The 23,277-nt window shown below is 74.4% G+C and carries 19 protein-coding genes; 12 read left to right on the top strand and 7 right to left on the bottom strand.

The window, feature by feature from the left end; all coding sequences use genetic code 11:
• Window positions 1–6: 6 nt before the first annotated feature.
• The 3 genes from GA0070560_RS05960 to GA0070560_RS05950 are packed head-to-tail and all read right to left on the bottom strand — an operon-like array spanning window position 7 to window position 2,362.
• Entirely contained in the window at window positions 7–756 is a 750-nt protein-coding gene (locus GA0070560_RS05960; RefSeq protein ID WP_091292972.1) for an SCO6745 family protein, read from the bottom strand.
• A 31-nt stretch (window positions 757–787) separates the two neighbouring features.
• Entirely contained in the window at window positions 788–1,726 is a 939-nt protein-coding gene (locus GA0070560_RS05955; protein ID WP_091292333.1) for a hypothetical protein, read from the bottom strand.
• A 3-nt stretch (window positions 1,727–1,729) separates the two neighbouring features.
• Window positions 1,730–2,362 (bottom strand): MBL fold metallo-hydrolase, encoded by a 633-nt coding sequence (locus GA0070560_RS05950; RefSeq protein ID WP_091292330.1) that lies wholly within the window; start codon window positions 2,360–2,362, stop codon window positions 1,730–1,732.
• Window positions 2,363–2,483: 121 nt separating this feature from the next.
• On the opposite strand from GA0070560_RS05950, the gene GA0070560_RS05945 reads away from it, so the two are divergent.
• Window positions 2,484–3,506, top strand: a complete 1,023-nt coding sequence (locus GA0070560_RS05945; RefSeq protein ID WP_170839301.1) for a DUF4349 domain-containing protein — start codon at window positions 2,484–2,486, stop codon at window positions 3,504–3,506.
• On the opposite strand, the gene GA0070560_RS05940 is transcribed toward GA0070560_RS05945, so the two are convergent.
• The gene (locus GA0070560_RS05940; protein ID WP_091292328.1) at window positions 3,460–4,722 is read right to left on the bottom strand and encodes an amidohydrolase; all 1,263 of its coding nucleotides are present in this window, start codon (window positions 4,720–4,722) and stop codon (window positions 3,460–3,462) included. The genes GA0070560_RS05945 and GA0070560_RS05940 overlap by 47 nt on opposite strands.
• A 694-nt stretch (window positions 4,723–5,416) precedes the next feature.
• Window positions 5,417–7,000, bottom strand: coding sequence for an acyl-CoA mutase large subunit family protein (locus tag GA0070560_RS05935; protein ID WP_091292325.1), 1,584 nt, complete (start codon window positions 6,998–7,000; stop codon window positions 5,417–5,419).
• Window positions 7,001–7,196: 196 nt separating this feature from the next.
• Here GA0070560_RS05935 and GA0070560_RS05930 point away from each other — a divergent pair, with 196 nt between their 5' ends.
• Window positions 7,197–9,290, top strand: coding sequence for a serine/threonine-protein kinase (locus GA0070560_RS05930; RefSeq protein ID WP_091292322.1), 2,094 nt, complete (start codon window positions 7,197–7,199; stop codon window positions 9,288–9,290).
• Between the two features lie 49 nt (window positions 9,291–9,339).
• Window positions 9,340–11,004, top strand: a complete 1,665-nt coding sequence (locus GA0070560_RS05925; protein ID WP_091292319.1) for a phospho-sugar mutase — start codon at window positions 9,340–9,342, stop codon at window positions 11,002–11,004.
• A 120-nt stretch (window positions 11,005–11,124) separates the two neighbouring features.
• Here the strand turns inward: GA0070560_RS05925 and GA0070560_RS05920 are convergent, their stop codons facing one another.
• Entirely contained in the window at window positions 11,125–11,802 is a 678-nt protein-coding gene (locus GA0070560_RS05920) for a GOLPH3/VPS74 family protein (protein WP_091292317.1), read from the bottom strand.
• A gap of 88 nt (window positions 11,803–11,890) precedes the next feature.
• Complete coding sequence (upp, locus tag GA0070560_RS05915; RefSeq protein WP_091292314.1) at window positions 11,891–12,523, bottom strand: uracil phosphoribosyltransferase; 633 nt, start codon at window positions 12,521–12,523, stop codon at window positions 11,891–11,893.
• Between the two features lie 135 nt (window positions 12,524–12,658).
• On the opposite strand from upp, the gene deoC reads away from it, so the two are divergent.
• The 9 genes from deoC to cydC all read left to right on the top strand — a co-directional run bounded on the left by deoC (window position 12,659) and on the right by cydC (window position 23,144).
• The gene (gene deoC / locus GA0070560_RS05910; RefSeq protein WP_091292311.1) at window positions 12,659–13,648 is read left to right on the top strand and encodes a deoxyribose-phosphate aldolase; all 990 of its coding nucleotides are present in this window, start codon (window positions 12,659–12,661) and stop codon (window positions 13,646–13,648) included.
• 5 nt (window positions 13,649–13,653) lie between these two features.
• The gene (locus GA0070560_RS05905; RefSeq protein ID WP_091292968.1) at window positions 13,654–15,084 is read left to right on the top strand and encodes an aldehyde dehydrogenase family protein; all 1,431 of its coding nucleotides are present in this window, start codon (window positions 13,654–13,656) and stop codon (window positions 15,082–15,084) included.
• The gene (locus GA0070560_RS05900; protein ID WP_091292309.1) at window positions 15,077–15,901 is read left to right on the top strand and encodes an aldehyde dehydrogenase family protein; all 825 of its coding nucleotides are present in this window, start codon (window positions 15,077–15,079) and stop codon (window positions 15,899–15,901) included. Before GA0070560_RS05905 ends, GA0070560_RS05900 begins: the two co-directional genes overlap by 8 nt.
• A 69-nt stretch (window positions 15,902–15,970) precedes the next feature.
• A complete protein-coding gene (locus tag GA0070560_RS05895; protein ID WP_091292306.1) occupies window positions 15,971–16,402 on the top strand; it encodes a BlaI/MecI/CopY family transcriptional regulator in 432 nt (143 codons plus the stop codon).
• A gap of 11 nt (window positions 16,403–16,413) precedes the next feature.
• Window positions 16,414–17,319: a M56 family metallopeptidase gene (locus GA0070560_RS05890; RefSeq protein WP_091292303.1), complete on the top strand. Its 906-nt coding sequence runs from the start codon at window positions 16,414–16,416 to the stop codon at window positions 17,317–17,319.
• Window positions 17,320–17,451: 132 nt separating this feature from the next.
• Window positions 17,452–18,702: a cytochrome ubiquinol oxidase subunit I gene (locus GA0070560_RS05885; RefSeq protein WP_091292300.1), complete on the top strand. Its 1,251-nt coding sequence runs from the start codon at window positions 17,452–17,454 to the stop codon at window positions 18,700–18,702.
• 10 nt (window positions 18,703–18,712) lie between these two features.
• A complete protein-coding gene (locus GA0070560_RS05880) occupies window positions 18,713–19,717 on the top strand; it encodes a cytochrome d ubiquinol oxidase subunit II (protein WP_091292298.1) in 1,005 nt (334 codons plus the stop codon).
• Window positions 19,714–21,390 carry a thiol reductant ABC exporter subunit CydD gene (gene cydD / locus GA0070560_RS05875; RefSeq protein ID WP_091292296.1) on the top strand — a complete coding sequence of 559 codons (1,677 nt, stop codon included), beginning with the start codon at window positions 19,714–19,716 and terminating at the stop codon, window positions 21,388–21,390. The genes GA0070560_RS05880 and cydD overlap by 4 nt, the downstream gene beginning before the upstream one ends.
• Complete coding sequence (cydC, locus tag GA0070560_RS05870) at window positions 21,387–23,144, top strand: thiol reductant ABC exporter subunit CydC (RefSeq protein ID WP_091292294.1); 1,758 nt, start codon at window positions 21,387–21,389, stop codon at window positions 23,142–23,144. Before cydD ends, cydC begins: the two co-directional genes overlap by 4 nt.
• Window positions 23,145–23,277: the final 133 nt, after the last annotated feature.

Genomic DNA, 23,277 nt, shown 5'->3' with positions numbered 1-23,277 from the left:
GCCGAATTATCGGGCGGTCCCGGTGCGCAGCCCGGCCCGGGTGGCGGTGAGCAGCTCCACCAGCTCCGCGCCCTCCCCCGGCCGGAGTACCCGGAACGCGGTCGAGGCCAGCCGGTCGGTCACCGCCTCGGCCCAGAGCCGCCGCCGCACCAACGGCCCGACCGGCGGGTACGGCGGGGACCAGCCGCAGGCGATCGCCCCGGCCTCCCCCTCCGGCCCGGCCAGCACCGCCTCCAACGGGGTCATCCCGCCGGCCCGCACCGCCAGCAGGTACGCCCCGGTGAAGTGCTCGCGCAGCAGCAGCAACGCCACCGCCGCCCGGGCGCCGGCGGCGTGTTGCGGCACCGGCATCGCGCGCCAGGCGGCGAAGAGCGGCATGCCGGTGGCGTCCGCGGCGGCGACGACCCGTTCCAGCAGCACCGCCAGCCGGGGCGTGCCGGGCAGGTCGTCGAGGTGCTGGGCGCCCCAGCGGCAGCACTCGGCGAGGTTGGCGGCGGCGACCTCCAGCGGCCGGACCACGCGGGCGGAGGCGTCCCAGCCGTCGGCGACCGCCTCGGGGGCGATGAAGCCGATCGCGGCGGCGACGGTCTCGGCGCGTACGTCGCCGAGCGCGCCGGCCCGCCCGGTGATGTAGAAGGCCCAGCCGGAGATGCCGAGCAGCCGGGCCCGGCGCAACGTGCCCGGGCAGCGGCTGAAAGCCTCCCCCAGTTCGAGCACGGCCGGTTTGCTGGCGGCCGCCACCTGCTCCGGAGTCATCGCCACCACCTGTCGCGTGCATCCATCGCGCTCAGTCTGCCTCGCCGTCGCCGTCGGCGGCATCCTCCTCTTCGGCGTCCAACGCCTCGATCGCCGCCTCCACCTCACCCGCGCGGCGCCGGGCGGCGGTGAGTGCCCGTTCCGCGCCGCGTCGGGCCAGTTTCGACCGGCTCAGCTCCTGCTCGGCGGCGGCCCGCCGACGTTCCAGTTCGGCCAGTTCGGCCTCGATCCGGTCGAGGGCGGCGGCGCCGTCCCGTTCGGTCGCCGCCGCACCGTCCAGGTCCTTCTCGGCCTGCCGCTGTTCGCCGCGCGCCGCCGTCAGCTCCTGCTCCAGCGTCCGGCGCCGCCTCGCCCGTTCGGCCCGGGCGGCCCGCGCCGCCGCCCGCTCGTCGCGGGCCCGGCGCGCGCCGTCGGAGTCGGTCTCCTTCCCGGGTACCCGGGCAGCCTCCTCCCCGCCGCCGGTGACCAGGCGCAGTTGTGGCCTGGGCACCTCACCGAAACCGGCGTAGTGCGCCGCCTTGAGCAGTTGTCCACTGCGTACCTGCTCGGCGACCTCGGTGTCGGCGAGCGCGGCGTTGAGGGTGGACTCGACCTCGGCCAGCGGCAGGCGCGCGGCCGGGGGCGCGTCCGGGGTGCGGGCCGCGATCCGGCGTACCTCGGCGACCAGGGCGCCCACCACCGCCCGCCGCTGGGCGGAGAGTTCCCGCAGCTTCGGTCCCTTCAGGTCGCGCTGTGCGGTGCGCAGCGCCTCGGCCAGCGGTGCCAGGTCGGCGACCAGTTCGGGGCGTTCCAGGGCGAGCAGGTTGACCAGCCAGGCGGCCACGGTGGGACGTTTGAGCCTGGCGATCCGGCGGGCGGCGGCGGCGTCACCGGCCCGGCGGGCCTCGGCGACGGCGGCGTCCCGGGCGGCGACGAACTTCTCCGGCGGCGTGCGGTAGAGCTGCTGGACCACGTCGGACGGTGCGACCACGGCTCAGACGTCGATCCGGGTGCCCGGCTCGACCCGCTGGTAGTCGGTGCGGGACAGTGCCGTGTACTGCCGGTCGAGGACGCCGAACCCGTTGCCGTTGAGCAGCCCGTCATGCAGGGCGTACGCGCGGCGCGGGGCGACCCCCCGGATGAAGTCGACCACCTCGGAGAACTTCGACCAGGGCGCGTGGATCGGGGCGAAGAGCGTCTCCACCTCGACGCCCTCGGGCACGTGCAGTGCGTCGCCGGGGTGGTAGACGCGCCCGTCGAGCAGGTAGCCGACGTTCTCCACGACGGGGATGTCGGGGTGGATGACGGCGTGCCGGCCGCCGAGGGCGCGGACCGGGACGCCGGCCGCGGTGAAGGTGTCGCCGGGGGTGACCGGGGTGAGCGCCTCGGCCGCGTCGCCGAGGACCGCGGCGAGTGAGGCGGGGCCACGAACCGGGACGGCGCCCTTCTCCAGCCGGCGGGTGAGCGCTTCGACGTCGACGTGGTCCGGGTGCTCGTGGGTGATCAGCACCGCGTCCGCCCCGTCCAGCGCCCTCGCGGCGTCGCTGAACACGCCCGGGTCGACGACCAGCACCCCGCCGTCGTGCTCGACCCGGAGGCAGGAGTGGGCGTACTTGGTGACCTGCATCGTGACTCCTCGATTATCGAATCGTGATGTCCTCGTCGCAGTCTGCCGGAACCGACGCGGTGTCGCGTCGCGTCCGAGCTATCGCCCCGGAGAGCCCGGGGCCGGAGAGGACGGAGCGGGGATGGCGGAACTGATGACACGGCGCGGGGGTGTGGCCCTCACGGCGCTGGGGCTGGTGGCGGTGCTGCTGGCCGGTTGCGGGGCGGCGGACCGTTCCGGTTCGGCGGGGGACTCGGCGGCGCAGGCGCCGGCCGCTGAGGCCCCGGTGGGTGGTGCCCCGGAGCGGGGCGGGGCCGCAGAGCGGGGCAGCGCCCCGGAGCAGGGCAAGGCCGGGGCGGGCGCGCCGGACCTGCGGGTCGACCAGCGGTCGATCATCTACACCGGAACGATGCGGGTGCAGGTGGACGACGTGGAGGACGCGGCCCGCCGGGCGGTGACCGCGGTGACCGCGGTCGGCGGCTTCGTCGGTGGGGACGACCGGCGCAGCGTGGCCGCCAGCGCGCAGGCGCGGCTGGAGCTGCGGGTGCCGGCGGAGAAGTTCACCGCGCTCCTCGACGAGCTGGCCACGTACGGCCGGCAGCAGCGCCGGGAGGTGAAGACACAGGACGTCACCGAGGCGGTCGTCGACCTGGACGCCCGGATCGCGACCCAGCGGGCCCGGGTGGAGAGCGCCCGCAAGCTGCTGGCCCGGGCCACCTCGGTCTCCGAGCTGGTGATGCTGGAGCGCGAGGTGGCCGAGCGGGAGGCCGACCTGGCCTCACTGGAGGCGAAGAAGAAGCGGCTGGCCGACCTGACCGCGCTCTCCACGATCACGGTGACCTTCCTCGGCAAGGACGCCTCGACCGCCGAGGAGGAGGCCGAGACCGGTTTCATGGTGGGGCTGCGCGGCGGCTGGAAGGTCTTCGGGGCCTCGATGAGCATCCTGCTGACCGTGCTGGGGGCGGTGCTGCCCTGGCTGCTGACGTTCGGCGTACCCCTGGTGCTGGTCGTGGTGGTGCTGCGGCGGCGGCGTCGGCGGACCGCGCCGCCGCCGCCCGCGACGCCGGTCGGCGGCCCGCACCCGCCGACTCCCGGCGGGCCACGCCCGCCGGCTTCCGCTACTGCCGCGCCGCCGCCAGTGCCTTCAGCGCGGTCTGCACCATGAGGCGCACCCCGGCGGGGATGGCCCGTTCGTCGACGTCGAACGACGCCCGGTGCAGGTCCACGTTGGGCCCGGACCGGCCGACGCCGAGGCGGGCCAGCGCGCCGGGGACGTACTCCAGGTACCAGGAGAAATCCTCGCCGCCCATGCTCTGCGGCGTCTCGGCGATCCCCTCGGGGCCGAGCGCCGCGGCGGTGGCGGCGGTGAGGACCTGGATGGCCCGGGAGTCGTTGCTGACCGGCGGCCGTCCGCGCAGGTACTCCAGGTCGACGGTGGCGCCGGTGGGCGCGATGACGTCCCGGACGACCTGAGCCACGATCTTGGGGGCCTGCTCCCAGGTGTCGCGGTCCATCACCCGCAGGGTGCCGGAGGCGCACGCCTCGGACGGGATGACGTTGTACCGGGTGCCGGCCGAGGCGTGGCCGAACACCAGCAGCAGCCCGCTGTTGGCCGGCACCCGGCGGCTGACCAGGGCCGGCACCTCGGTGACCAGCCGGCCGAGCGCGTCGACCAGGTCGACCGTCAGGTGCGGGCGGGCGGTGTGCCCGCCCGGGCCGGTGAGCCGGACGGTGACGTTGTCGGCCGCGGCGGTGATCGGGCCGACCCGCAGGCCGACCTTGCCCACCGGCAGGTTCGGATCGCAGTGGACGGCGAAGATCTGGACCACGTCCTCCAGGCCGCCGGCCTCGATGACCTCCAGCGAGCCGCAGGGCAGGATCTCCTCCGCCGGCTGGAAGATCAGCCGGACCCGGCCGTCGAGCTGGCCGGTGTCGGCGAGTTGCGCCAGCAGCATGCCGACGCCGAGCATCACCGTGGTGTGCACGTCGTGGCCGCAGGCGTGGCAGACGCCCTCCACGGTGGACCGGTACCCGACGTCCTTGACGTCGGTCAGCGGCAGCGCGTCGATGTCGGCGCGGAGCGCGACGACCGGCCCGTCCGGGCGGCCGTCGATGTCGCAGATGACACCGTTGCCCTTGGGCAGCATCCGTGGGTGCAGGCCGGCCAGGGAGAGCTCCCGGGCGATCAGCGCGGCCGTCTCGAACTCCTCACCGGAGAGCTCCGGGTGGGAGTGGATGTGGCGCCGGGTGGCGATGAGCCCCGGTACCCGCAGGGCGAGCAGATGGTCGAGATCAAAAGGCAGGGGTTGGGACCCGGACGGCGCCTCGGGCCAGGACGACGCCAGCTGGCTGCCGTTCGGCAGCGTCAACGCACTCGTCACGTCGAATTCTCGATCACTAGGAATGGATGGATCATCGGGGAGGACAGCAGACAGCCTAGACCTCCGACGGTGACGCTGCGCAACCTCGTTACGGTAGTGATCGGACCGCACAGCGTCACGTAAGCCCTGGTGGGAGGGCTCGAATATTTGCGGGACAGCAGGTAGATCGCGGTCGAACGCCGTCATCTGCCCCCCACCTCCTACAACGCGTAACCGATTTGGGCGGTCGCGAAATCGGCTCCGAATCCGTGGCCGTTACCGAATTGTCGCATTAGTCGCAGCAATTCACGGCCACTCCGACAATTAACCGACGACCCTCGGCGGCCGGGCGACCCCCGACGGTGACACGGCTGTCCCACCCGCGCCCGGACACGCTGTCCGTCGGAGTTCATCCACTCGGATTACCCCGGGATCCCCGGGGGCACACGCCCGCCCGCAGCGCCACGCCGCCCCCACGGTCGCCCGGGGGCCGCGGCGAGGTGTCGTCACCGACGGTAGCTCCGGTGGCGGTCGGCGGGCGACTCCGTCCGTGCCCCGGGCACGCCCCACCCCGGTCGAGCCCCGGCGCGACCGCCTCCGCCGGGGCGCACGGAAGAACCACAGTCCCGGGAACGGCGACGGCGGCCCACACCGGCGCGGACAGCGCCGACGGGACCGCCGTCGGGTCACCCCGCCGGGCGGCGGGGACGGTGGTTCAGAAACGGTCGCTCGGGCGGTACGTCCCCCAGACCTGGCGCAGCGTCCCGCAGACCTCACCGACGGTCGCCTTCGCCCGCAGCGCCTCCTTCATCGGGTAGAGCACGTTGGCGCTGCCCTCGGCGGCGGCGCGCAGCTCGGCCAGGGCCCGCTCGACCGCCCCGTTGTCGCGCTCGGCGCGCAGCCTGGCCAGCCGCTCGGCCTGGGCCGCCTCGATCGTCGGGTCCACCCGCAGCGGCTCGTACGGCTCGTCGGTGTCGATGGTGAAGCGGTTCAGCCCGACCACCACCCGCTCACCCGAGTCGATCTCCTGGGCGATCCGGTACGCCGACTGCTCGATCTCCCGCTTCTGGAACCCGGCCTCGATGGCGTCCACCGCCGAGCCGTGGTCGAAGACCCGGTCCATCAGCTCGCTGGCCGCCGCCTCGATCTCGGCGGTCATCGCCTCCACCACGTACGATCCGGCGAACGGGTCGACGGTGGCGGTCAGGTCCGTCTCGTACGCCAGCACCTGCTGGGTACGCAGCGCCAGCCGGGCCGCCTTCTCGGTGGGCAGCGCGATCGCCTCGTCAAAGCTGTTGGTGTGCAACGACTGGGTGCCGCCGAGCACCGCACCGAGCCCCTGCACCGCCACCCGGACCAGGTTGACCTCGGGCTGCTGGGCGGTGAGCTGCACGCCCGCCGTCTGGGTGTGGAAGCGCAGCATCATCGACTTCGGGTCCTGCGCGCCGAAGTCGTCGCGCATCAGCCGGGCCCAGATCCGCCGGGCGGCGCGGAACTTGGCGACCTCCTCCAGCAGGGTGGTCCGGGCGACGAAGAAGAACGACAGCCGGGGCGCGAAGTCGTCCACCGCCAGGCCGGCGGCGAGCGCGGCGCGGACGTACTCCACGCCGTTGGCCAGGGTGAACGCGATCTCCTGCGCGGGCGACGCGCCGGCCTCGGCCATGTGGTAGCCGGAGATGGAGATGGTGTTCCACTTCGGCACCTCCTTGCGGCAGTACGCGAAGGTGTCGGCCACCAGCCGCAGCGAGGGCTTCGGCGGGAAGATGTACGTCCCCCGGGCGATGTACTCCTTGAGGATGTCGTTCTGGATGGTGCCGTTGAGCGCGCCGCCGGCGACCCCGTTCTCCTCCGCCACGAGCTGGTAGAGCAGGAGCAGCACCGAGCCGGGCGCGTTGATCGTCATCGAGGTGGAGACCTTGTCCAGCGGGATGCCGTCGAAGAGCAGCCGCATGTCCTCGATGGAGTCGATCGCCACGCCGACCTTGCCCACCTCGCCGTGCGCGATCGGGTCGTCGGAGTCGTAGCCCATCTGGGTGGGCAGGTCGAACGCGACGGAGAGGCCCATCGTGCCGGCCCGCAGCAACTGGTGGTAGCGCGCGTTGGACTCGGTGGCGGTGCCGAAGCCGGCGTACTGCCGCATGGTCCACGGGCGGGAGGTGTACATCGTCGGGTAGACGCCACGGGTGTACGGGTACTCGCCGGGGCCACCCAGCCGGGTCTCCAGGTCCCCGGGCAGGTCGGCCGCCGTGTAGACGCCCTTGATGGGGAAACCGGACTCGCTGGACCGCCGTTCGCTCATCACCGGATGGTAGGACGGCCGGCCGTGCAGTTGGGTGAGGGATTGCGCACACCTGTCCGGTGGACGGGAAGTGAGGCCACGGGCACATACCGTCCGGTAGGCAAACGACCGCCGCGTCGGGTTTCGCATCGGGCGTCGGAACCAGCAAGATAGAGAGGTTGTGTCCCAGCCCCCTCGACCTCCCGGTGGCTTTTCTGTGACTCAGATCCCGACGTGGAGCGGCGGACCAGTGAGTCCCCCCAACGGACGCGCGGCGCCCGGCGCCACCATCGGTGACCGCTACTCGCTGCGCTCGGCGGTGGGCAACGGCGGTATGGGCACGGTCTGGCGCGCCACAGACACGCTGCTCCGGCGGGACGTGGCGGTCAAGGAGGTCGTCCTTCCCCCGGGGCTGGCCCCCAGCGACCGCGACGCGATGTACGAGCGCACCCTGCGCGAGGCCCGCGCCGCCGCGGCCATTCAGCACCCCGCCGTGGTCCAGGTGTACGACGTGGTCACCGAGGGTGGCCGGCCGTGGATCGTGATGGAGCTGCTGGACGCGCGCAGCCTCGCCGACATGGTCATCGAGGACGGGCCGGTCGCGCCCCGGGCGGTCGCCAAGATCGGTATCGCGCTGCTCGGCGCGCTGGAGGTGGCGCACGCCAACGGCGTGCTGCACCGCGACGTCAAGCCGGCCAACGTGCTGATCTGCACCGACGGCCGCTGCGTGCTGACCGACTTCGGGGTGGCCCGGATGCCCACCGACGTGCAGCTCACCACCCCCGGCATGGTGCTCGGCTCGCCGCACTTCATCTCTCCCGAGCGAGCCATGGGGCAGGACTTCGGCCCGCCGAGCGACCTGTTCTCCCTCGGCGTGACGCTCTACACGGCGGTGGAGGGGCGGCCCCCGTTCGACAAGGGCGACCCGATCGAGACCATGCACGCCGTGGTCGAGGACCCGCCGGCCACGCCGCAGCGCAGCGGGCCGCTGACCCGGGTGCTGATGGGCCTGCTGGAGAAGGACCCGGCCCGCCGGCTCGACGTGCACACCGCCCGGGGCATGCTCCGCGAACTCCTCGCCGGGCCGCTGACCAGCACCGCGACCGCGGTCAACTCGGTCACCGACCCGTACGCGGTGGTGCCGGTGCAGCGCCCGTCCACCCCGCCCCCTGCGGTCTCCCCCGAACCGAAGCCGAGCGGGCAGATCGGTGGCCGGGCGATGCTCGCCCCGGGCGAGTCGCTGACCGACCGGCTGGCCGCGCTGCGCCGGGGTCAGCGCCCCGGGCCAGCCGCCGCCCCGGCGGCCGGGCTCGAAGACACCAGCGCGGACGCGCTGGCCGGCCCGCTGCACACCCCGACCGGTGCGATGCCCGCGCCGGCCCGCCCGGCCGGCGGCACGTACGGCGGTGCCCCGGACGCCACCCAGCGGATCGGCTCGGACGCGACCCATCGCATCGGCGGCCACCCCGACGCCCCCCGGCACCCGGGCCACCCCGACGCGACCCAGCGCCTGGGCGGCGGCCACCCGGACGCCACCCAGCGGGTGTACGGCGGCGGCACGCCCGACGCCACCCAGCCGGTGTACGGCGGCGGTCAGTGGTCGGTTCCCGGCACCGGCCAGCCCTGGACCTCCGCGCCGGCCGACCCGCCGGCCGGCTCCGGCGGCGGCGCGTTCGACAGGGTGAAGGGCGCCGGCGGGCAGCTGGTCACCACGGTGAAGGGCTGGCCCCGCAAGATGCAGCTCGCGGCGGCCGGCGGGCTGGCCGTGGTGCTGCTGGTCGGCGTCATCGCGCTCTCCGGCGGTGACGACCCGGCGCCGCCCGCCCCGCAGCAGGCCCAGCCGACCGCGCCAACGGCCGGCGCAGACGTGCCCGAGATGCAGGAGCACAGCGGCAAGGGCGTCCGGTTGATGGTGCCCGAGGGCTGGCAGCGCAAGAGCGCGGGCGACTGGGTCGACTACGTCGACCCGGCGGACGAGAGCCGCAAGGTCCGCATCCTGGTCGAGAAGGGCGGACGCACCTCCATGGGCTGGGCGGAGGTCGCCGAGCAGAACCTGCAGAAGTTCAAGTCCTGCGCCAAGCCCTACAACCGGGTCGACCTGACCGCGCAGAAGCTGGCCGGCAAGGACGCCGCCGAACTGGAGTACACCTGCGGCGACGGTGACACGATGCGGCACGGCGTGTGGCGCGGCCTGGTCGACGGCGGCCGGATCTACTCGTTCTACCTGACCTCGACGGACGCCAAGTTCGCCGAGAGCAGGCCGATCTTCGACGAGATGGTGAAGTCGTTCCAGCTCACGGCGGCCGGCTGAGTCGAGGCCGCCCGGGCGTGGTGATCCGCCGCCGTGCTATCCATAGGCAATGGCGGCGGAAACCACTGACCTTGACGACCTTCGCGACCAGGCCCGGCGTTGGCTCGACGACGACCCCGATCCGGCCAGCCGGGACGAGCTCCGGGCGGTGCTCGACCGGCTGCCGGGCAGCGCGCCGGAGCTGGCCGACCGGTTCGCCGGGCCGCTGACCTTCGGCACCGCCGGGCTGCGCGGCCCGCTGCGCGCCGGCCCCAACGGCATGAACCTCGCCGTGGTCACCCAGGCCGCCGCCGGGCTGGTCGCCTGGCTCGCCGCCGAGGGCGGCGAGGGCCCGCTGGTGATCGGGTACGACGCCCGGCACGGTTCCCGCGCGTTCGCCGAGCGCACCGCCCAGGTGGCCACCGGGGCGGGCCGGCCGGCGCTGCTGCTCCCCCGCCCGCTGCCCACCCCGGTGCTGGCCTACGCGGTACGGCACCTGGGCGCGGTCGCCGGGGTGATGGTGACCGCCAGCCACAACCCGCCGCAGGACAACGGCTACAAGGTCTACCTGGGTGCCCAGCTCGGCGGGGTGCTCGGCGCGGGCGCGCAGATCGTGCCGCCGGCCGACGCGGGGATCGAGGCGGCCATCCGGGCGGTCGGCCCGCTGGCGCAGGTCCCTCTCGGCCCGGCCGGCCAGGTGCTCGGTGACGACCTGACGGCCGCGTACGTGGAGCGGGCCACCGCGGTGATCGACCCGGACGGCCCCCGCGACCTGAAGGTGGCGTACACGCCGCTGCACGGGGTGGGCGCCGCGGTGCTGACCGCCGCCTTCGCCCGGGCCGGCTTCCCGGTGCCGGGCGTGGTGCCGGACCAGGCCGAGCCGGACCCGGCATTCCCGACGGTCAGCTTCCCCAACCCGGAGGAGCCGGGCGCCGTGGACCGGCTGGTGGCGCTCGCCGACGCGACGGGGGCCGACGTCGCCATCGCCAACGACCCGGACGCGGACCGCTGCGCGGTGGCCGTCCGCGAGGCGGGATCCTGGCGGATGTTGCGCGGGGACGAGGTGGGCGCGCTGCTCGCCGACCATCTGATGCGGCGCGGGGTGAGCGGCCTGTACGCCACCACGATCGTGTCGTCGTCCCTGCTGCGGGCGATGTGCGCCGCCCGGGGCCTGCCGTACGACGAGACGCTGACCGGGTTCAAGTGGATCGTCCGGGCCGGTGGTGGGGCGCAGCCGCTGGTGTTCGGGTACGAGGAGGCGCTGGGCTACTGCGTCGCCCCGGAGCACGTACGCGACAAGGACGGCATCACCGCCGCGTTGACCGTCGCGGAGCTGGCCGCCGGGCTGAAGGCGCAGGGGCGTACGCTCACCGACCGGCTGGACGAGTTGGCCGCCGAGTTCGGCGTGCACCACACCGACCAGCTCTCGGTGCGGGTGGACGACCTGCGGGTGATCGCCGACGCGATGGCCCGGATCCGGGCGGCCAGGCCGACCGCGCTGCTCGGGCAGCCGGTCACCGAGGCGCAGGACCTCCTGCCCGCCTCCGACGTGGTGATCCTGCGGACCGCCGCCGCCCGGGTGGTGATCCGGCCCTCCGGCACCGAGCCGAAGCTGAAGGCGTACCTGGAGGTGGTGGAGCCGGTCGCGGACGGCGACGTCGCCACGGCCCGCACCCGCGCCCACACCGCGATCGCGACCCTCCGCACCGAGATCGCCACCGCCCTCAACCTCTGATCCCCACCCGGCCCCGCCCCCGACACGCTGTTGATCAAGAAGTTTGCGTCCTGGAGAGCGTTTCCCGAAGGCGCAAACCTCTTGATCAACGAGGCGGGGGCGGGGCGAGAGGGCGGGGGGTCAGGGGCGGGGGCCCAGGGCGGCGTCTACAGCTTGGGCCAGGGCGGCGACGACCAGGCCGACGGAGGGGCGGACGACGGAGTCGTCGAGGCTGACGTTGCCGGAGAAGCCGGCGCCGCCGGCGATCTCCTCCAGCCGTCGGCGGGCGTCCACGGCGTCGCCGCCGGTCAGACCGAGCGCCGGCTCCATCCGCAGCACCGCCACCAGGGTGGCCAGCGCGGCGGTCCGCTCGTCGGGCAGGTGCCCGTCGGCGAGCGCCGCGCCGAGCCGACCGCGGGTGTCCTCCTCCACCGAGGGATCCGCCGCCGGGTAGCGGTGCACCACGATGAAGTCCAGCTCGGTCTCCTCGACGTCGCGGACCGCGCCCCGGTCCACCAGGTCGGCGAGGATCCGGTCGCGCAGGCCGTGCCGGAGCCGCTGCACCCAGGAGGACGGGCTGCGCGGGGCGTCCGCGGCGATCCGGCCCAGCACCCCGTCCACGATCGGCTCGCCGAGCGGCGTCGGGTCGGTCGCCACCAGGGACCCGTCTGCGTACGCGATCCGGCCGGCCAGGGCCAGCTCCACCAGGACGGCCGCGGCCATGCCCAGGTCGAGGCTGATCCGCGGCATGGTCGCCCGGCCGGTCTCGTCGTCGTACGCCAACAGCAGCAGCTCTTCGGCGAGCGCAACACCAGTCATGGCCCGAGACGGTAGCGGTTGCGCGCACCTGCCGCGCCACAACGCGCCCGGGCCCGCCCGCCGGGGAGCCGGCGGGCCGGCACGCCGGTCAGAACCGGGGCATGCCGCCGAACTGCCGGTCACCGGCGTCGCCGAGGCCCGGGACGATGAACATGTTGTCGTTCAGCCCCTCGTCGATTGCGGCGGTGACCAGGCGCAGCGGCAGGCCGGACTGGGCCAGCCGCTCGATGCCGACCGGCGCGGCGAGCACGCAGAGCACGGTGATGTCGGTGCAGCCCCGTTCCGCGAGCAGCCGGCAGCAGTGCTCCAGCGAGCCACCGGTGGCCAGCATCGGGTCGAGCACCAGCACCGGCAGGCCGGTCAGGTCCCGGGGCAGCGACTCCATGTACGCGCGCGGCTCGTACGTCTGCTCGTCGCGGGCGAGGCCGACGAAGCCCATCGACGACTCCGGCAGCAGGCCGAGAGCGGCGTCGGCCATGCCCAGCCCGGCCCGCAGCACCGGCACCAGCAGCGGCGGGTTGGCCAGCCGGGTGCCCTCGGTCCCGGTGACCGGGGTCTGCACCGGGAACTTCTCCACGGGGAAGGAGCGCGCGGCCTCGTACACCAGCATGGTGGTGAGTTCGTGCAGCGCCGCCCGGAACGACGAGGAGTCGGAGCGGGCGTCGCGCATGGCGGTCAGCCGCGACTGGGCGAGCGGGTGGTCAATGACGTGTACGTCCACGATCGCTCAACCTACCGGTCCGCCCGGTCCGGCACTGCGGGTGCGCCCCACCAGCGACGCCGCTCACGTGTGGCACTGCCGACGGAGTCGCTGTGACCAAGATCACTCGGGGTGTGGATGCGTAGTATTCGGGGCATGACGGCGACGACGACGTCGGCCCGGTCGGACCTCTCCGAGCTGGGACGATCCGAGACCGCTCTGCGGACCTTCCTGCACGGCCTGCCCGGCGTGGACCAGGTCGGCGCGGAGCAGCGGGCGGCACAACTCGGCACCCGGTCCATCAAGACCACGGCCAAGGCCCAGGCCATCGACCTGGCCATCCGGATGGTCGACCTGACCACCCTCGAAGGGGCCGACACCCCCGGCAAGGTGCGGGCGCTCGCGGCCAAGGCGCTGCGCCCCGACCCGGCCGACCCGTCCTGCCCGCACGTCGGCGCGGTCTGCGTCTACCCCGCCATGGTTCCGTACGTGGCCGAGGTGCTGCGCGGGAGCGGCGTGCACCTGGCCAGCGTGGCGACCGCCTTCCCGTCCGGCCAGGCGCCGCTGGAGGTCAAGCTGGCCGACACCCGGGCGGCCGTCGAGGCCGGTGCCGACGAGATCGACATGGTGATCAACCGGGGTGCGTTCCTGGCCGGCCGCTACCAGGAGGTCTACGACGAGATCGTCGCGATCAAGGAAGCCTGCGGCTCTGCTGACGGCGGTCGCCAGGGGCGACCGGCAGCCCACCTGAAGGTGATCCTGGAGACCGGCGAGCTGGCCACGTACGACAACGTGCGACGGGCGTCCTGGCTGGCCATGCTGGCCGGCGGCGACTTCATCAAGACCTCCACCGGCAAGGTCCCGGTCGCCGCGACGCTGCCGGTGACCCTGGTGATGCTGGAGGCGGTCCGCGATTTCCGCGCCGCCACCGGCCGGCAGGTCGGCGTGAAGCCGGCCGGCGGCATCAAGACCACCAAGGACGCGATCAGGTACCTGGTGATGGTCAACGAGACCGTCGGCGCGGACTGGCTGGACCCGGACTGGTTCCGGTTCGGCGCGTCCAGCCTCCTGAACGACCTGCTGATGCAGCGCACCAAGCTGACGACCGGCGTCTACTCCGGTCCCGACTACTTCACCCTGGACTGAGAGTGATGTTCGAATACGCGCCCGCCCCCGAGTCGCGCTCGGTGGTGGACCTCAAGCCCTCCTACGGGCTCTTCATCGACGGACGGTTCGTCGACCCGACCGACGGCGGCAGCTTCAAGTCGATCAACCCGGCCTCCGAGGAGGTGCTGGCCGAGATCGCCGAGGGCGGCGGCCAGGACGTCGAGCGTGCCGTCCGCGCCGCCCGCACGGCGTACGACAAGGTCTGGGGCCCGATGCCGGGCCGGGACCGGGCCAAGTACCTGTTCCGGATCGCCCGGATCATCCAGGAGCGCTCCCGCGAGCTGGCCGTGCTGGAGTCGCTGGACAACGGCAAGCCGATCAAGGAGTCCCGCGACGTCGACCTGCCCCTGGTCGCCGCGCACTTCTTCTACTACGCCGGCTGGGCCGACAAGCTGGAGCACGCCGGCTTCGGCCCCGACCCGAAGCCGCTCGGCGTCGCGGCCCAGGTCATCCCGTGGAACTTCCCGCTGCTCATGCTGGCCTGGAAGATCGCCCCGGCGCTCGCGGCGGGCAACACGGTGGTGCTGAAGCCGGCCGAGACCACCCCGCTGACCGCGCTGCTCTTCGCCGAGATCTGCCAGCAGGCCGACCTGCCGGCCGGCGTGGTCAACATCGTCACCGGCGCCGGCGACACCGGCCGGGCGCTGGTCGAGCACCCGGGCGTGGACAAGGTCGCCTTCACCGGCTCCACCGAGGTCGGCCGGGCCATCGCCCGGGCCGTCGCCGGCACCCGCAAGAAGCTCACCCTGGAGCTGGGCGGCAAGGCCGCCAACATCGTCTTCGACGACGCCCCGGTCGACCAGGCCGTCGAGGGCATCGTCAACGGCATCTTCTTCAACCAGGGCCACGTCTGCTGCGCCGGTTCCCGGCTGCTGGTCCAGGAGTCGGTCGCCGACCGGGTGTTGGAGTCGCTGAAGCGCCGGATGGCCCGGCTGCGCGTCGGCGACCCGCTGGACAAGAACACCGACATCGGCGCGATCAACTCGGCCGCCCAGCTGGCCCGGATCAGGGAGCTGTCCGACGCCGGCTCCGCCGAGGGCGCCGAGCGCTGGTCGCCCGCGTGCGAGCTGCCCGAGCGGGGCTTCTGGTTCGCGCCGACCATCTTCACCGGGGTCACCCAGGCGCACCGGATCGCCCGCGAGGAGATCTTCGGCCCGGTGCTGTCCGTGCTGACCTTCCGGACCCCGGCGGAGGCCGTCGAGAAGGCCAACAACACGCCGTACGGGCTGTCGGCGGGGATCTGGACCGACAAGGGCTCCCGGATCCTGTGGACGGCCGACCGGCTGCGCGCCGGTGTGGTCTGGGCCAACACGTTCAACAAGTTCGACCCCACCTCGCCGTTCGGCGGCTACAAGGAGTCGGGCTACGGTCGCGAGGGCGGCCGGCACGGGCTGGAGGGCTACCTCAATGTCTGAGCGGGTCGCGGTACGCAAGACGTACAAGCTCTTCATCGGCGGGAAGTTCCCGCGCAGCGAGTCGGGACGGTCGTATCTCGTGCAGGACGCGAACGTGTCATTGGCGTCGCGGAAGGACGCCCGGGACGCGGTGGTCGCCGCCCGCGCCGCCGTGAAGGGGTGGGCCGGGGCCACCGCGTACAACCGGGGTCAGATCCTCTACCGGGTCGCCGAGATGCTGGAGGGCCGGCGCGAGCAGTTCGTCGCCCTGGGCGTCCCGGCCGACGAGGTGGACGCGGCGACCGACCGGTGGGTCTGGTACGCCGGCTGGTCCGACAAGCTCCCCCAGGTGTACGGCGGCGCCAACCCGGTCGCCGGCCCGTACTTCAACCTGTCGGCGCCGGAGCCGACCGGCGTGGTGGCCGTGGTGGCCCCGGAGCAGCCGGCGCTGCTGGGTCTGGTCAGCGTGATCGCCCCGGCGATCGTCACCGGCAACACGGTGGTGGTGGCGGCCTCGCCGTCGGCGCCGCTGGCGGCGGTGACCCTGGCCGAGGTGCTGGCCACCTCGGACCTGCCCGGCGGGGTGGTGAACATCCTCACCGGAAAGATCACCGAGACGGCGCCGGCGCTGGCCGCGCACATGGACGTCAACGCGATCGACCTGACCGGGGTGACCGAAGCCGAGCTCGCCGCCGACCTGGAGGTCAAGGCGGCGCAGAACCTCAAGCGGGTGCTCCGGCCGGCCCCGGCCGACCACGACTGGACCGCCGACCCGGGCATCACCCGGATGACCACCCTGCTGGAGACGAAGACGGTCTGGCACCCGAAGGGGGTCTAGCTCGCGGGTTCTCGATCAGCGGGGTGCCGGGCGTGCCGCCCGGTCTACTACGCGGGGTAGGATTGCGGGGTGACTCGGCTGGGCGATCTTGAGCGTGCGGTGATGGACGTGTTGTGGGACTCGGTCCCCGCCACGTCGGACGGAGTGACCGTGCGGGAGGTCGCCGACGCCCTCGACGGGCGCGAGCTGGCGTACACCACGGTGATGACGGTGTTGGACCGGCTGGCCGGCAAGGGCATGGTGCGGCGCCAGCGGGAAGGGCGTGCCTGGCGCTACCGGGCCGCCGCCAGCCGGGAGGCGCACATCGCCCAGCTCATGCTCGACGCGCTCGACCTCGGCGGCAGTCGGGACGCGGCCCTGGTCCGCTTCGCCCGCTCGGTGACCGGCACCGAGGCGGACGTGCTCCGCGCGGCGCTCGGCGGGCAGGCGGGGCTGACCGACCGGATCGACGACCCGCGCGCCGGCCGGAGCAGGGCCGCCGACGAGGCGACGGACCGGTAGGGACGGGCGCCGTGGCCTTCGCCGTGCACTTCGCCGCGTCGATGCTGGCCGGCTACCTGACCGCGCAGGTCCTGGCCGCGTCGACCTGGACGTGGCGGGCCCCCCGGGTCGCGATCGTCTGCTGGCAGGCGGTCGGGCTGGCGGTCGGCCTCTCCGCGATGGGCCTGCCGATGGCGCTCGGCCTGGCCGCGTACGACCTGCCGACCGGCAGCGCCCTGCTCGCTCTCGCCGCCGATCTGAGCCACGGCACCCTCCCGGTCGGTGTGGGGGCCGTGCACCTCGGCCTGGTCGGTGTCGGCTTCGGCATCGGCGCGGTCCTGCTCGCCACGACCGTCCGCAGCGTCCAGGCGACCGTACGCGCCCAGCGCCGACACCGGGACCTGCTGACCCTGGTCGCCCGCCGGGACCCCACGGTGCCGGGCGCGCTGGTGCTGGACCACCCGAGCGCCGCGGCGTACTGCCTGCCGGGGGTGCGGCCCCGGGTGGTGGTCAGCGCCGGCACGCTCGACCTGCTGGACCGGGCCGAGCTGGCGGCGGTGCTCACCCACGAGCGGGCGCACGCGCAGGAGCGGCACGACCTGGTGCTGCTGCCGTTCACCGCGCTCCGCCGCGCGCTGCCCTGGTTCCGCTGGGTGCGCGACGCGCACGAGCGGGTCGCCCTGCTGGTCGAGATGCGGGCCGACGACAAGGCCCGTGAGCTGCACGCCGAGGCCCCGCTGGCGGGGGCGCTGCGCCGCTTCGCGGCCTGCGACGACCGGATCACCCCGGCGGGCACGCTCGGCGTCGGCGACCGCGACCTCGACGTCCGGGTGCAGCGGCTGATGGTCGCCGACCGGCCGCCCCGGGTCATCGGGGCCACCGCGCTGGCCGTCGCGGCCATCCTGGTCGCCCTGCCGGTCTCCCTCTTCCTGAGCTGACCGCCGCGTCGGCCGGCCGGAGAGCCGGCGGCGGCATCCCGCGCGTACCCCTAGGGATCTTCACCGACTGATAGGTAGCATTCCTACGCGTAGCCTGGCTACGACAAGAGAGCCAACTCCTGGAGAGCGGCCATGGACACCCTGCTCCTCGCGCGCCTGCAGTTCGCCACCACCACCTCGATCCACTTCCTCTTCGTGGTGGTCACCCTCGGCCTGGTGACCCTGCTGGTCGGCATGCAGACCGCCGGGTTCCTCACCGGCAACCCGACGTGGGAGCGGCTGACCCGCTTCTGGGGCCAGCTCTACGTGATCAACTACGTGCTCGGCATCGCGACCGGCATCGTCATGGAGTTCCAGTTCGGGCTGAACTGGAGCGGGCTGTCGCGCTACGTCGGCAACGTCTTCGGCGCACCCCTGGCCATCGAGACGTTGGTGGCGTTCTTCCTGGAGTCGACGTTCCTCGGCATGTGGATCTTCGGCTGGCACCGGCTGCGCCGGGGCGTGCACCTCGCGCTGCTCTGGGGCGTCGCGCTCACCGCGTACGCCTCGGCCTTCTGGATCATGGTGGCCAACGCCTGGCTGCAGAACCCGGTCGGGTACGAGGTACGCGACGGAATCGCCCACCTCACCGACTTCGGCGCACTGCTCACCAACCCCACCTTCGGCATGGCGTACGGGCACGTGGTCGCCGCCGCGCTGCTCACCGGCGGGATCCTGATGGCCGCCGTCAGCGCCTGGCACCTGATCCGGCGTACCCCCGACTTCCTGCTGTTCCGCACCTCGCTGCGGATCGGACTGGTCACCGCGGCCGGCGCGGTCACCCTGGTGCAGGGCTTCGGCTTCGCCCAGTTCGGCCCGGTCGGGCAGGTGCAGCCCACCAAGTTCGGCGGCACCCCCGCCGCGGACGCGCTGGTCACCGAGTGGACCGCCCGCTTCGGCCCCGGCGACTACACCCCGCCGGTGCTCTCCAGCGTCGGGCTCGGCTTCATGATCCTGATCGGCTTCACCCTCGGCGCCGTCTGGCTGCTGCTGCCGCTGCTCTGGCGGGACTGGATCATCCGGCTGCGCTTCCCGCTCTGGCTGATCATGCTCGCCGTGCCGCTGCCGTTCGTCGCGGTGGTCCTCGGCTGGATCGCCCGCGAGGTCGGCCGCCAGCCCTGGGTGGCGTACGGGCTGCTCCCCACCGAACAGGCCGTCTCCAGGGTCGACCCCGGGGTCATGCTCGCCTCGCTGATCGGGTTCAGCCTCCTGCTCGGCGCGCTCGCGGTCACCAACTGGGTGCTGCTCGCCCGGCACGCCGCCCGGGGCGCCGCCGACCCCGCGCTCGGCCGGCCACCCGGGACACCGGACGACGAACCCCGTCCCGCACCCGCCTTCGCCTGAGGGAGACCCCGTGGAACTCGCCTGGTACGCCCTGCTCGGCCTCTTCTTCGCCGGCTACCTCGTCCTCGGCGGCTACGACTACGGCGTCGGGCTGCTGCTCGCCCGGGGCGGCCCGGGAACCCGTCGCGCCAACCTCACCGCGCTCGGCCCGTTCTTCCTCGGCAACGAGGTCTGGCTGGTGGCCTTCGTCGGCATCCTCTTCGGCGCCTTCCCCACCCTCGAAGGGGAACTGCTCTCCGGCTTCTACCCCGTCGTGGTCGGGGCGCTGGTCGGGGTGATCCTGGTGACCGTGGGCGTGCAGTTGCGCAGCCGGCCGAGCGGGCAGCCGGCCCGCGCCGGGTGGGACCGGGTGGTGGTCGTCGGCAGCGCGCTCGCCGCGTCCGGCTGGGGCGGGCTGCTCGGCGGGCTGTTGCAGGGCGTACCCCTGCACGCCGACGGCCACGTCGCCGGGGTGACCCACCTGGCCACCCCGTTCGTCGCGGCCACCGGGCTGGCGATGCTCGCGCTGGTCGCGGCGCACGGTGCGACGTTCCTCACGCTGCGGCTGCCGGCCGCCGACGCCGCCGTCCTCGGCCGGCTCGCCGGACGGCTCATCCCGGTGGCGGTCACCGCGGTCGCCGCCGCCACCGCCCTGGGCCTGCTCTCCGACCGGGTACGCGCCACGGCACAGCAGCCGCCGGCCGCCGTACTGCTGCCGTTGTCGCTGGTCACGGCGTTGCTGGTGGCACGGGTGGCGCTCGCCCGGCAGCAGCCCGGGGTGGCCTTCGCCGCCACTGGGGCGGCGCTGGCGCTGCCGGTGGCGCTGGTCGGGGCGGTGCTCTGGCCCGCCGTGCTGGTCTCCACGGTCGACCCGTCGGCCACGCTCACCGTGGCCGAGGCGGCGGCGAGCGGGCCGACGCTGCGGCTGCTGGGCTGGCTCACGATTCCGCTCCTGCCGGCCCTACTAGGCTTTCAGGCGATGTGCTGGTGGATTTTCCGGGGACGGACCGACGGCAGGGCACCGGTGTACTGGTGAACCGCCGTCCCTTCGACCCGCGTCTGCTGCGCCGGGTCCCCGCGGCCCGGCGCGACCTCGCCGTGCTCGCGGTCCTCGGCGGGCTCACGGCGCTGCTGGTCGTGGGGCAGGCGACCGCCCTGGCCGCGGTGCTGGCCACCGCGATCGACGGCCGGCTCGACACCGTCGCGCTGGCCGGCTTCGTCGCCGCCGTCGGCGCCCGCGCGCTGGTCACCTGGGCGCAGGGCACCGTCGCGGCACGGGCCGCGGCCACCGTGAAGGCGACCCTGCGGGCCGACCTGCTCGCCGCCGTCGGCCGGCACGGGCCCGGCTGGGTCGCCGGCCAGCGGGCCGGCCAGCTCGCCACCCTCACCGGGCGCGGCCTGGACGCGCTCGACGCCTACTTCACCGGCTACCTCCCCCAGCTCGTGCTGAGCGTGACCGTGCCGCTGGCCGTGCTGGCCCGGCTGATCTTCGCCGACTGGGGTTCGGCGCTGATCGTCGCGCTGACCATCCCGCTGCTCCCGGTCTTCGGCGCGCTGCTCGGCTGGCAGGCGCAGGCCGCCACCGAACGGCAGTGGCGGCGGTTGTCGCTGCTCGGCGGGCACTTCCTCGACATGGTCGCCGGGCTGCCCACGCTGCGCGCCTTCGGCCGGGCCCGGGCCCAGACCGACGTGGTGCGCCGGATGGCCGACGGCCACCGGGTCGCCACCATGAAGACGCTGCGCATCGCCTTCCTCTCCGCGCTGGTGCTGGAGCTGGTCGCCACCCTCTCGGTGGCGCTGGTCGCGGTGCCGGTCGGCATCCGGCTGCTCGGCGGCGGGATCACCCTCTCCACCGCGCTGCTGGTGCTGCTGCTCACGCCGGAGGCGTACCTGCCGCTGCGGTCGGCCGGCAGCCGGTTCCACGCCAGCATGGAGGGGCTGACCGCGCTGGACGAGGCGCTCACCGTCACCGCCGCCCCGGCCGCCGCCCCGGCCGCCGTGCCCGTCGCGGCCCCGGACGGGCACGGCGAGATCCGCTTCGAGAACGTGACTGTCGAGTACGAGCGGACGACCGCGCTGCGGGACGTCACGCTGACCGTCCGCCCCGGCGAACGGATCGCCGTCGTCGGCCCCAGCGGCGCCGGCAAGAGCACCCTGCTCAACCTGCTGCTCGGCTTCGTCCACCCCACCGCCGGCCGGGTCACCGTGGACGGCGTCGACCTGGCCGACGTCGACCCCGACACCTGGCGGCGGCAGGTCGCCTGGGTGCCGCAGCGGGCCCACCTCTTCGCCGCCTCCCTGGCCGACAACATCCGCCTCGGCGCCCCCGACACCCCCGACGCGGCGCTCGCCACGGCGGTCGCCGACGCGGCGCTGGACGACGTGGTCGCGGCCCTGCCCGACGGGCTGGCCACCACGCTGGGCGAGCGCGGGCACGGCCTGTCCAGCGGGCAACGGCAGCGGGTCGCGCTGGCCCGGGCCTTCCTCCGGGACGCCCCGCTGGTGCTCCTCGACGAGCCCACCGCCCGGCTCGACACGGCCAGCGAGGCGGTGGTGCTCGCGGCGACCCGGCGACTGGTCGCGGGGCGTACCGCGCTGCTGGTCGCGCACCGGCCCGCGCTGCTGGACGACGCCGACCGGATCCTGCGGGTGGCGGACGGCCGGGTCACCGAGCTGACCCGGGTACCGGCCGGGGAGGCGACCCGATGAGCGGTGCTTCCCCCGAGCGGGTCGTCCTGCGGCTGGCCCGCCCCTACCTGGGCCGGCTGGTCGGCGCCGGGCTGCTCGCCGCAGCCACCGAACTCGCCGGGCTGGCCCTGATGGCCACCGCCACCTGGCTGCTGATGAGTGCCGCCGGCCGCCCCCCGTTGGACCGGCTGACCGTCGCCATCGTCGCCGTCCGGGCCTTGGCGATCAGCCGGGGCGTGTTCCGCTACACCGAACGCCTCGCCGGTCACGACGCCGTCCTCCGCATGATCACCGACGTCCGGGCCCGGGTCTTCGCCACCCTCGCCGCCCGCCGGGGGCCCGCCGGGCAGCGCACCGGGGACGCGCTGAGCCGGCTCGTCTCCGACGTCGAGGCCGTCCAGGACCTGCTGCTGCGGGTCCTCGTACCGGCCACCGCGGCGGCCCTGGTCAGCGTGCTGGCCGTCGGCGGGGCCGCACTGGTCTCGCCGCCCGCCGCCGCCGTGCTCGCGCTGGGCCTGCTCGTCGCCGGAACGGCGCTGCCGGCACTGGCCACCGCGCTGACCCGACACGCCGCCGACGAGGTGGCGCCGCTGCGCGGGGCGCTCGCCACCGACGCGGTGGACCTCACCCACGGCGCCGCCGACCTGGCCGCCTTCGGCGCCGCCGGGCGGGCGCTGCGCGCCGCCACCGACCGGGCCGACCGGCTGGCCCGGTTGGAACGCCGGCTCGCCGCCACCGGCTTCGCGGTCGACGCGACCGGGGTCCTCGTCGCCGGGCTGACCACCGCCGGGGTGGTGCTCGTCGCGCTGCGCGCCGGGGTGGGCGGGGTGCTGGTCGGCGTGCTGGCCGTCGGCGCCCTCGCTGCCGTGGAGATCGCGCTGGCCCTGATCGGCGCGGCCCGGCAGCGGACCCAGCTGCGGGCCGGCCTGGCCCGGGTCGCCGACCTGCTCGCCGCGCCGGTCGAGACCGGCCCACCGCCGGCCACCGGCCGGCCGGTCACCCCTGGGTCGCACGACGTGCGCTTCGACGGGGTACGCGTCCGCTACCGGGAGGGCGCCGTGCCCGCCCTGGACGGGCTCGACCTGGACCTGCCGGCCGGCCGCCGGGTCGCCGTGGTCGGGCCGAGCGGCGCCGGCAAGAGCACCCTCGCCGCCGTGCTCACCGGCGCGGTACGCCCCGACGCCGGCCGGGTCACCCTGGACGGCGAGGAGCTGACGGCGTACCCGGCCGAGGAGCTGCCCCGCGCGATCGGCGGGCTGCTCGCCGAGGCGTACGTCTTCCACGCCTCCGTCCGGGAGAACCTGCTGCTCGGCCGCCCCGGCGCGGACGAGGAGGAGCTGGCCGCCGCGACCCGGGCCGCCGGCCTGCTCGACTGGGTACGCGACCAGCCCGACGGCTGGGACACCGTGGTCGGCGAGGAGGGCGGGCAGCTCTCCGGCGGGCAACGGCAGCGGCTCGCGCTGGCCCGGGCGCTGCTCGCCACCCCGCCGGTGCTGGTGCTGGACGAGCCGACCGAAGGGCTGGACCCGGCCGCCGCCGACGCGGTGCTCGCCTCGGCGCTGGCTGCCACTCCGGCCGGCCACTCGGTGCTGCTGATCAGCCACCGGCTCAGCGGCCTCGACGGGCTGGACGAGGTGGTGGTGCTGGACGCCGGGCGGATCGTCCAGCGCGGCCGGCACGCCGAACTGGTGGCCGCCCCCGGCTGGTACCGGGACCAGTGGCTGCTCCAGGAGGCCGCCGAGCGGGGCTACCTGGCCCTCGGGCCTGCTTCCTAGGTGCTGACCGGCCTGCGCCGGGCCCAGCCGCCTCGGCTCGACCGACACTCGTGAGACAGGCCCTGGCGCCCTGAGGCCGGTTCCGGGAATCTCCCCGACGCGCCGGCCCGCCGACCGTGGCAGGGTGGGGCGC

This window comes from Micromonospora halophytica (genome assembly GCF_900090245.1).
GTDB lineage: Bacteria > Actinomycetota > Actinomycetes > Mycobacteriales > Micromonosporaceae > Micromonospora > Micromonospora halophytica.
This window is presented reverse-complemented; position numbering and strand designations above follow the sequence as displayed.

Coding starts and splice junctions, on each gene's coding strand:
- GA0070560_RS05960 (WP_091292972.1), bottom strand. CDS start 756: ATGACTCCGGAGCAGGTGGCGGCCGCCAGCAAACCGGCCGTGCTCGAA.
- GA0070560_RS05950 (WP_091292330.1), bottom strand. CDS start 2,362: ATGCAGGTCACCAAGTACGCCCACTCCTGCCTCCGGGTCGAGCACGAC.
- GA0070560_RS05945 (WP_170839301.1), top strand. CDS start 2,484: ATGGCGGAACTGATGACACGGCGCGGGGGTGTGGCCCTCACGGCGCTG.
- GA0070560_RS05935 (WP_091292325.1), bottom strand. CDS start 7,000: ATGAGCGAACGGCGGTCCAGCGAGTCCGGTTTCCCCATCAAGGGCGTC.
- GA0070560_RS05925 (WP_091292319.1), top strand. CDS start 9,340: ATGGCGGCGGAAACCACTGACCTTGACGACCTTCGCGACCAGGCCCGG.
- GA0070560_RS05920 (WP_091292317.1), bottom strand. CDS start 11,802: ATGACTGGTGTTGCGCTCGCCGAAGAGCTGCTGCTGTTGGCGTACGAC.
- deoC (WP_091292311.1), top strand. CDS start 12,659: ATGACGGCGACGACGACGTCGGCCCGGTCGGACCTCTCCGAGCTGGGA.
- GA0070560_RS05905 (WP_091292968.1), top strand. CDS start 13,654: ATGTTCGAATACGCGCCCGCCCCCGAGTCGCGCTCGGTGGTGGACCTC.
- GA0070560_RS05900 (WP_091292309.1), top strand. CDS start 15,077: ATGTCTGAGCGGGTCGCGGTACGCAAGACGTACAAGCTCTTCATCGGC.
- GA0070560_RS05885 (WP_091292300.1), top strand. CDS start 17,452: ATGGACACCCTGCTCCTCGCGCGCCTGCAGTTCGCCACCACCACCTCG.
- cydC (WP_091292294.1), top strand. CDS start 21,387: ATGAGCGGTGCTTCCCCCGAGCGGGTCGTCCTGCGGCTGGCCCGCCCC.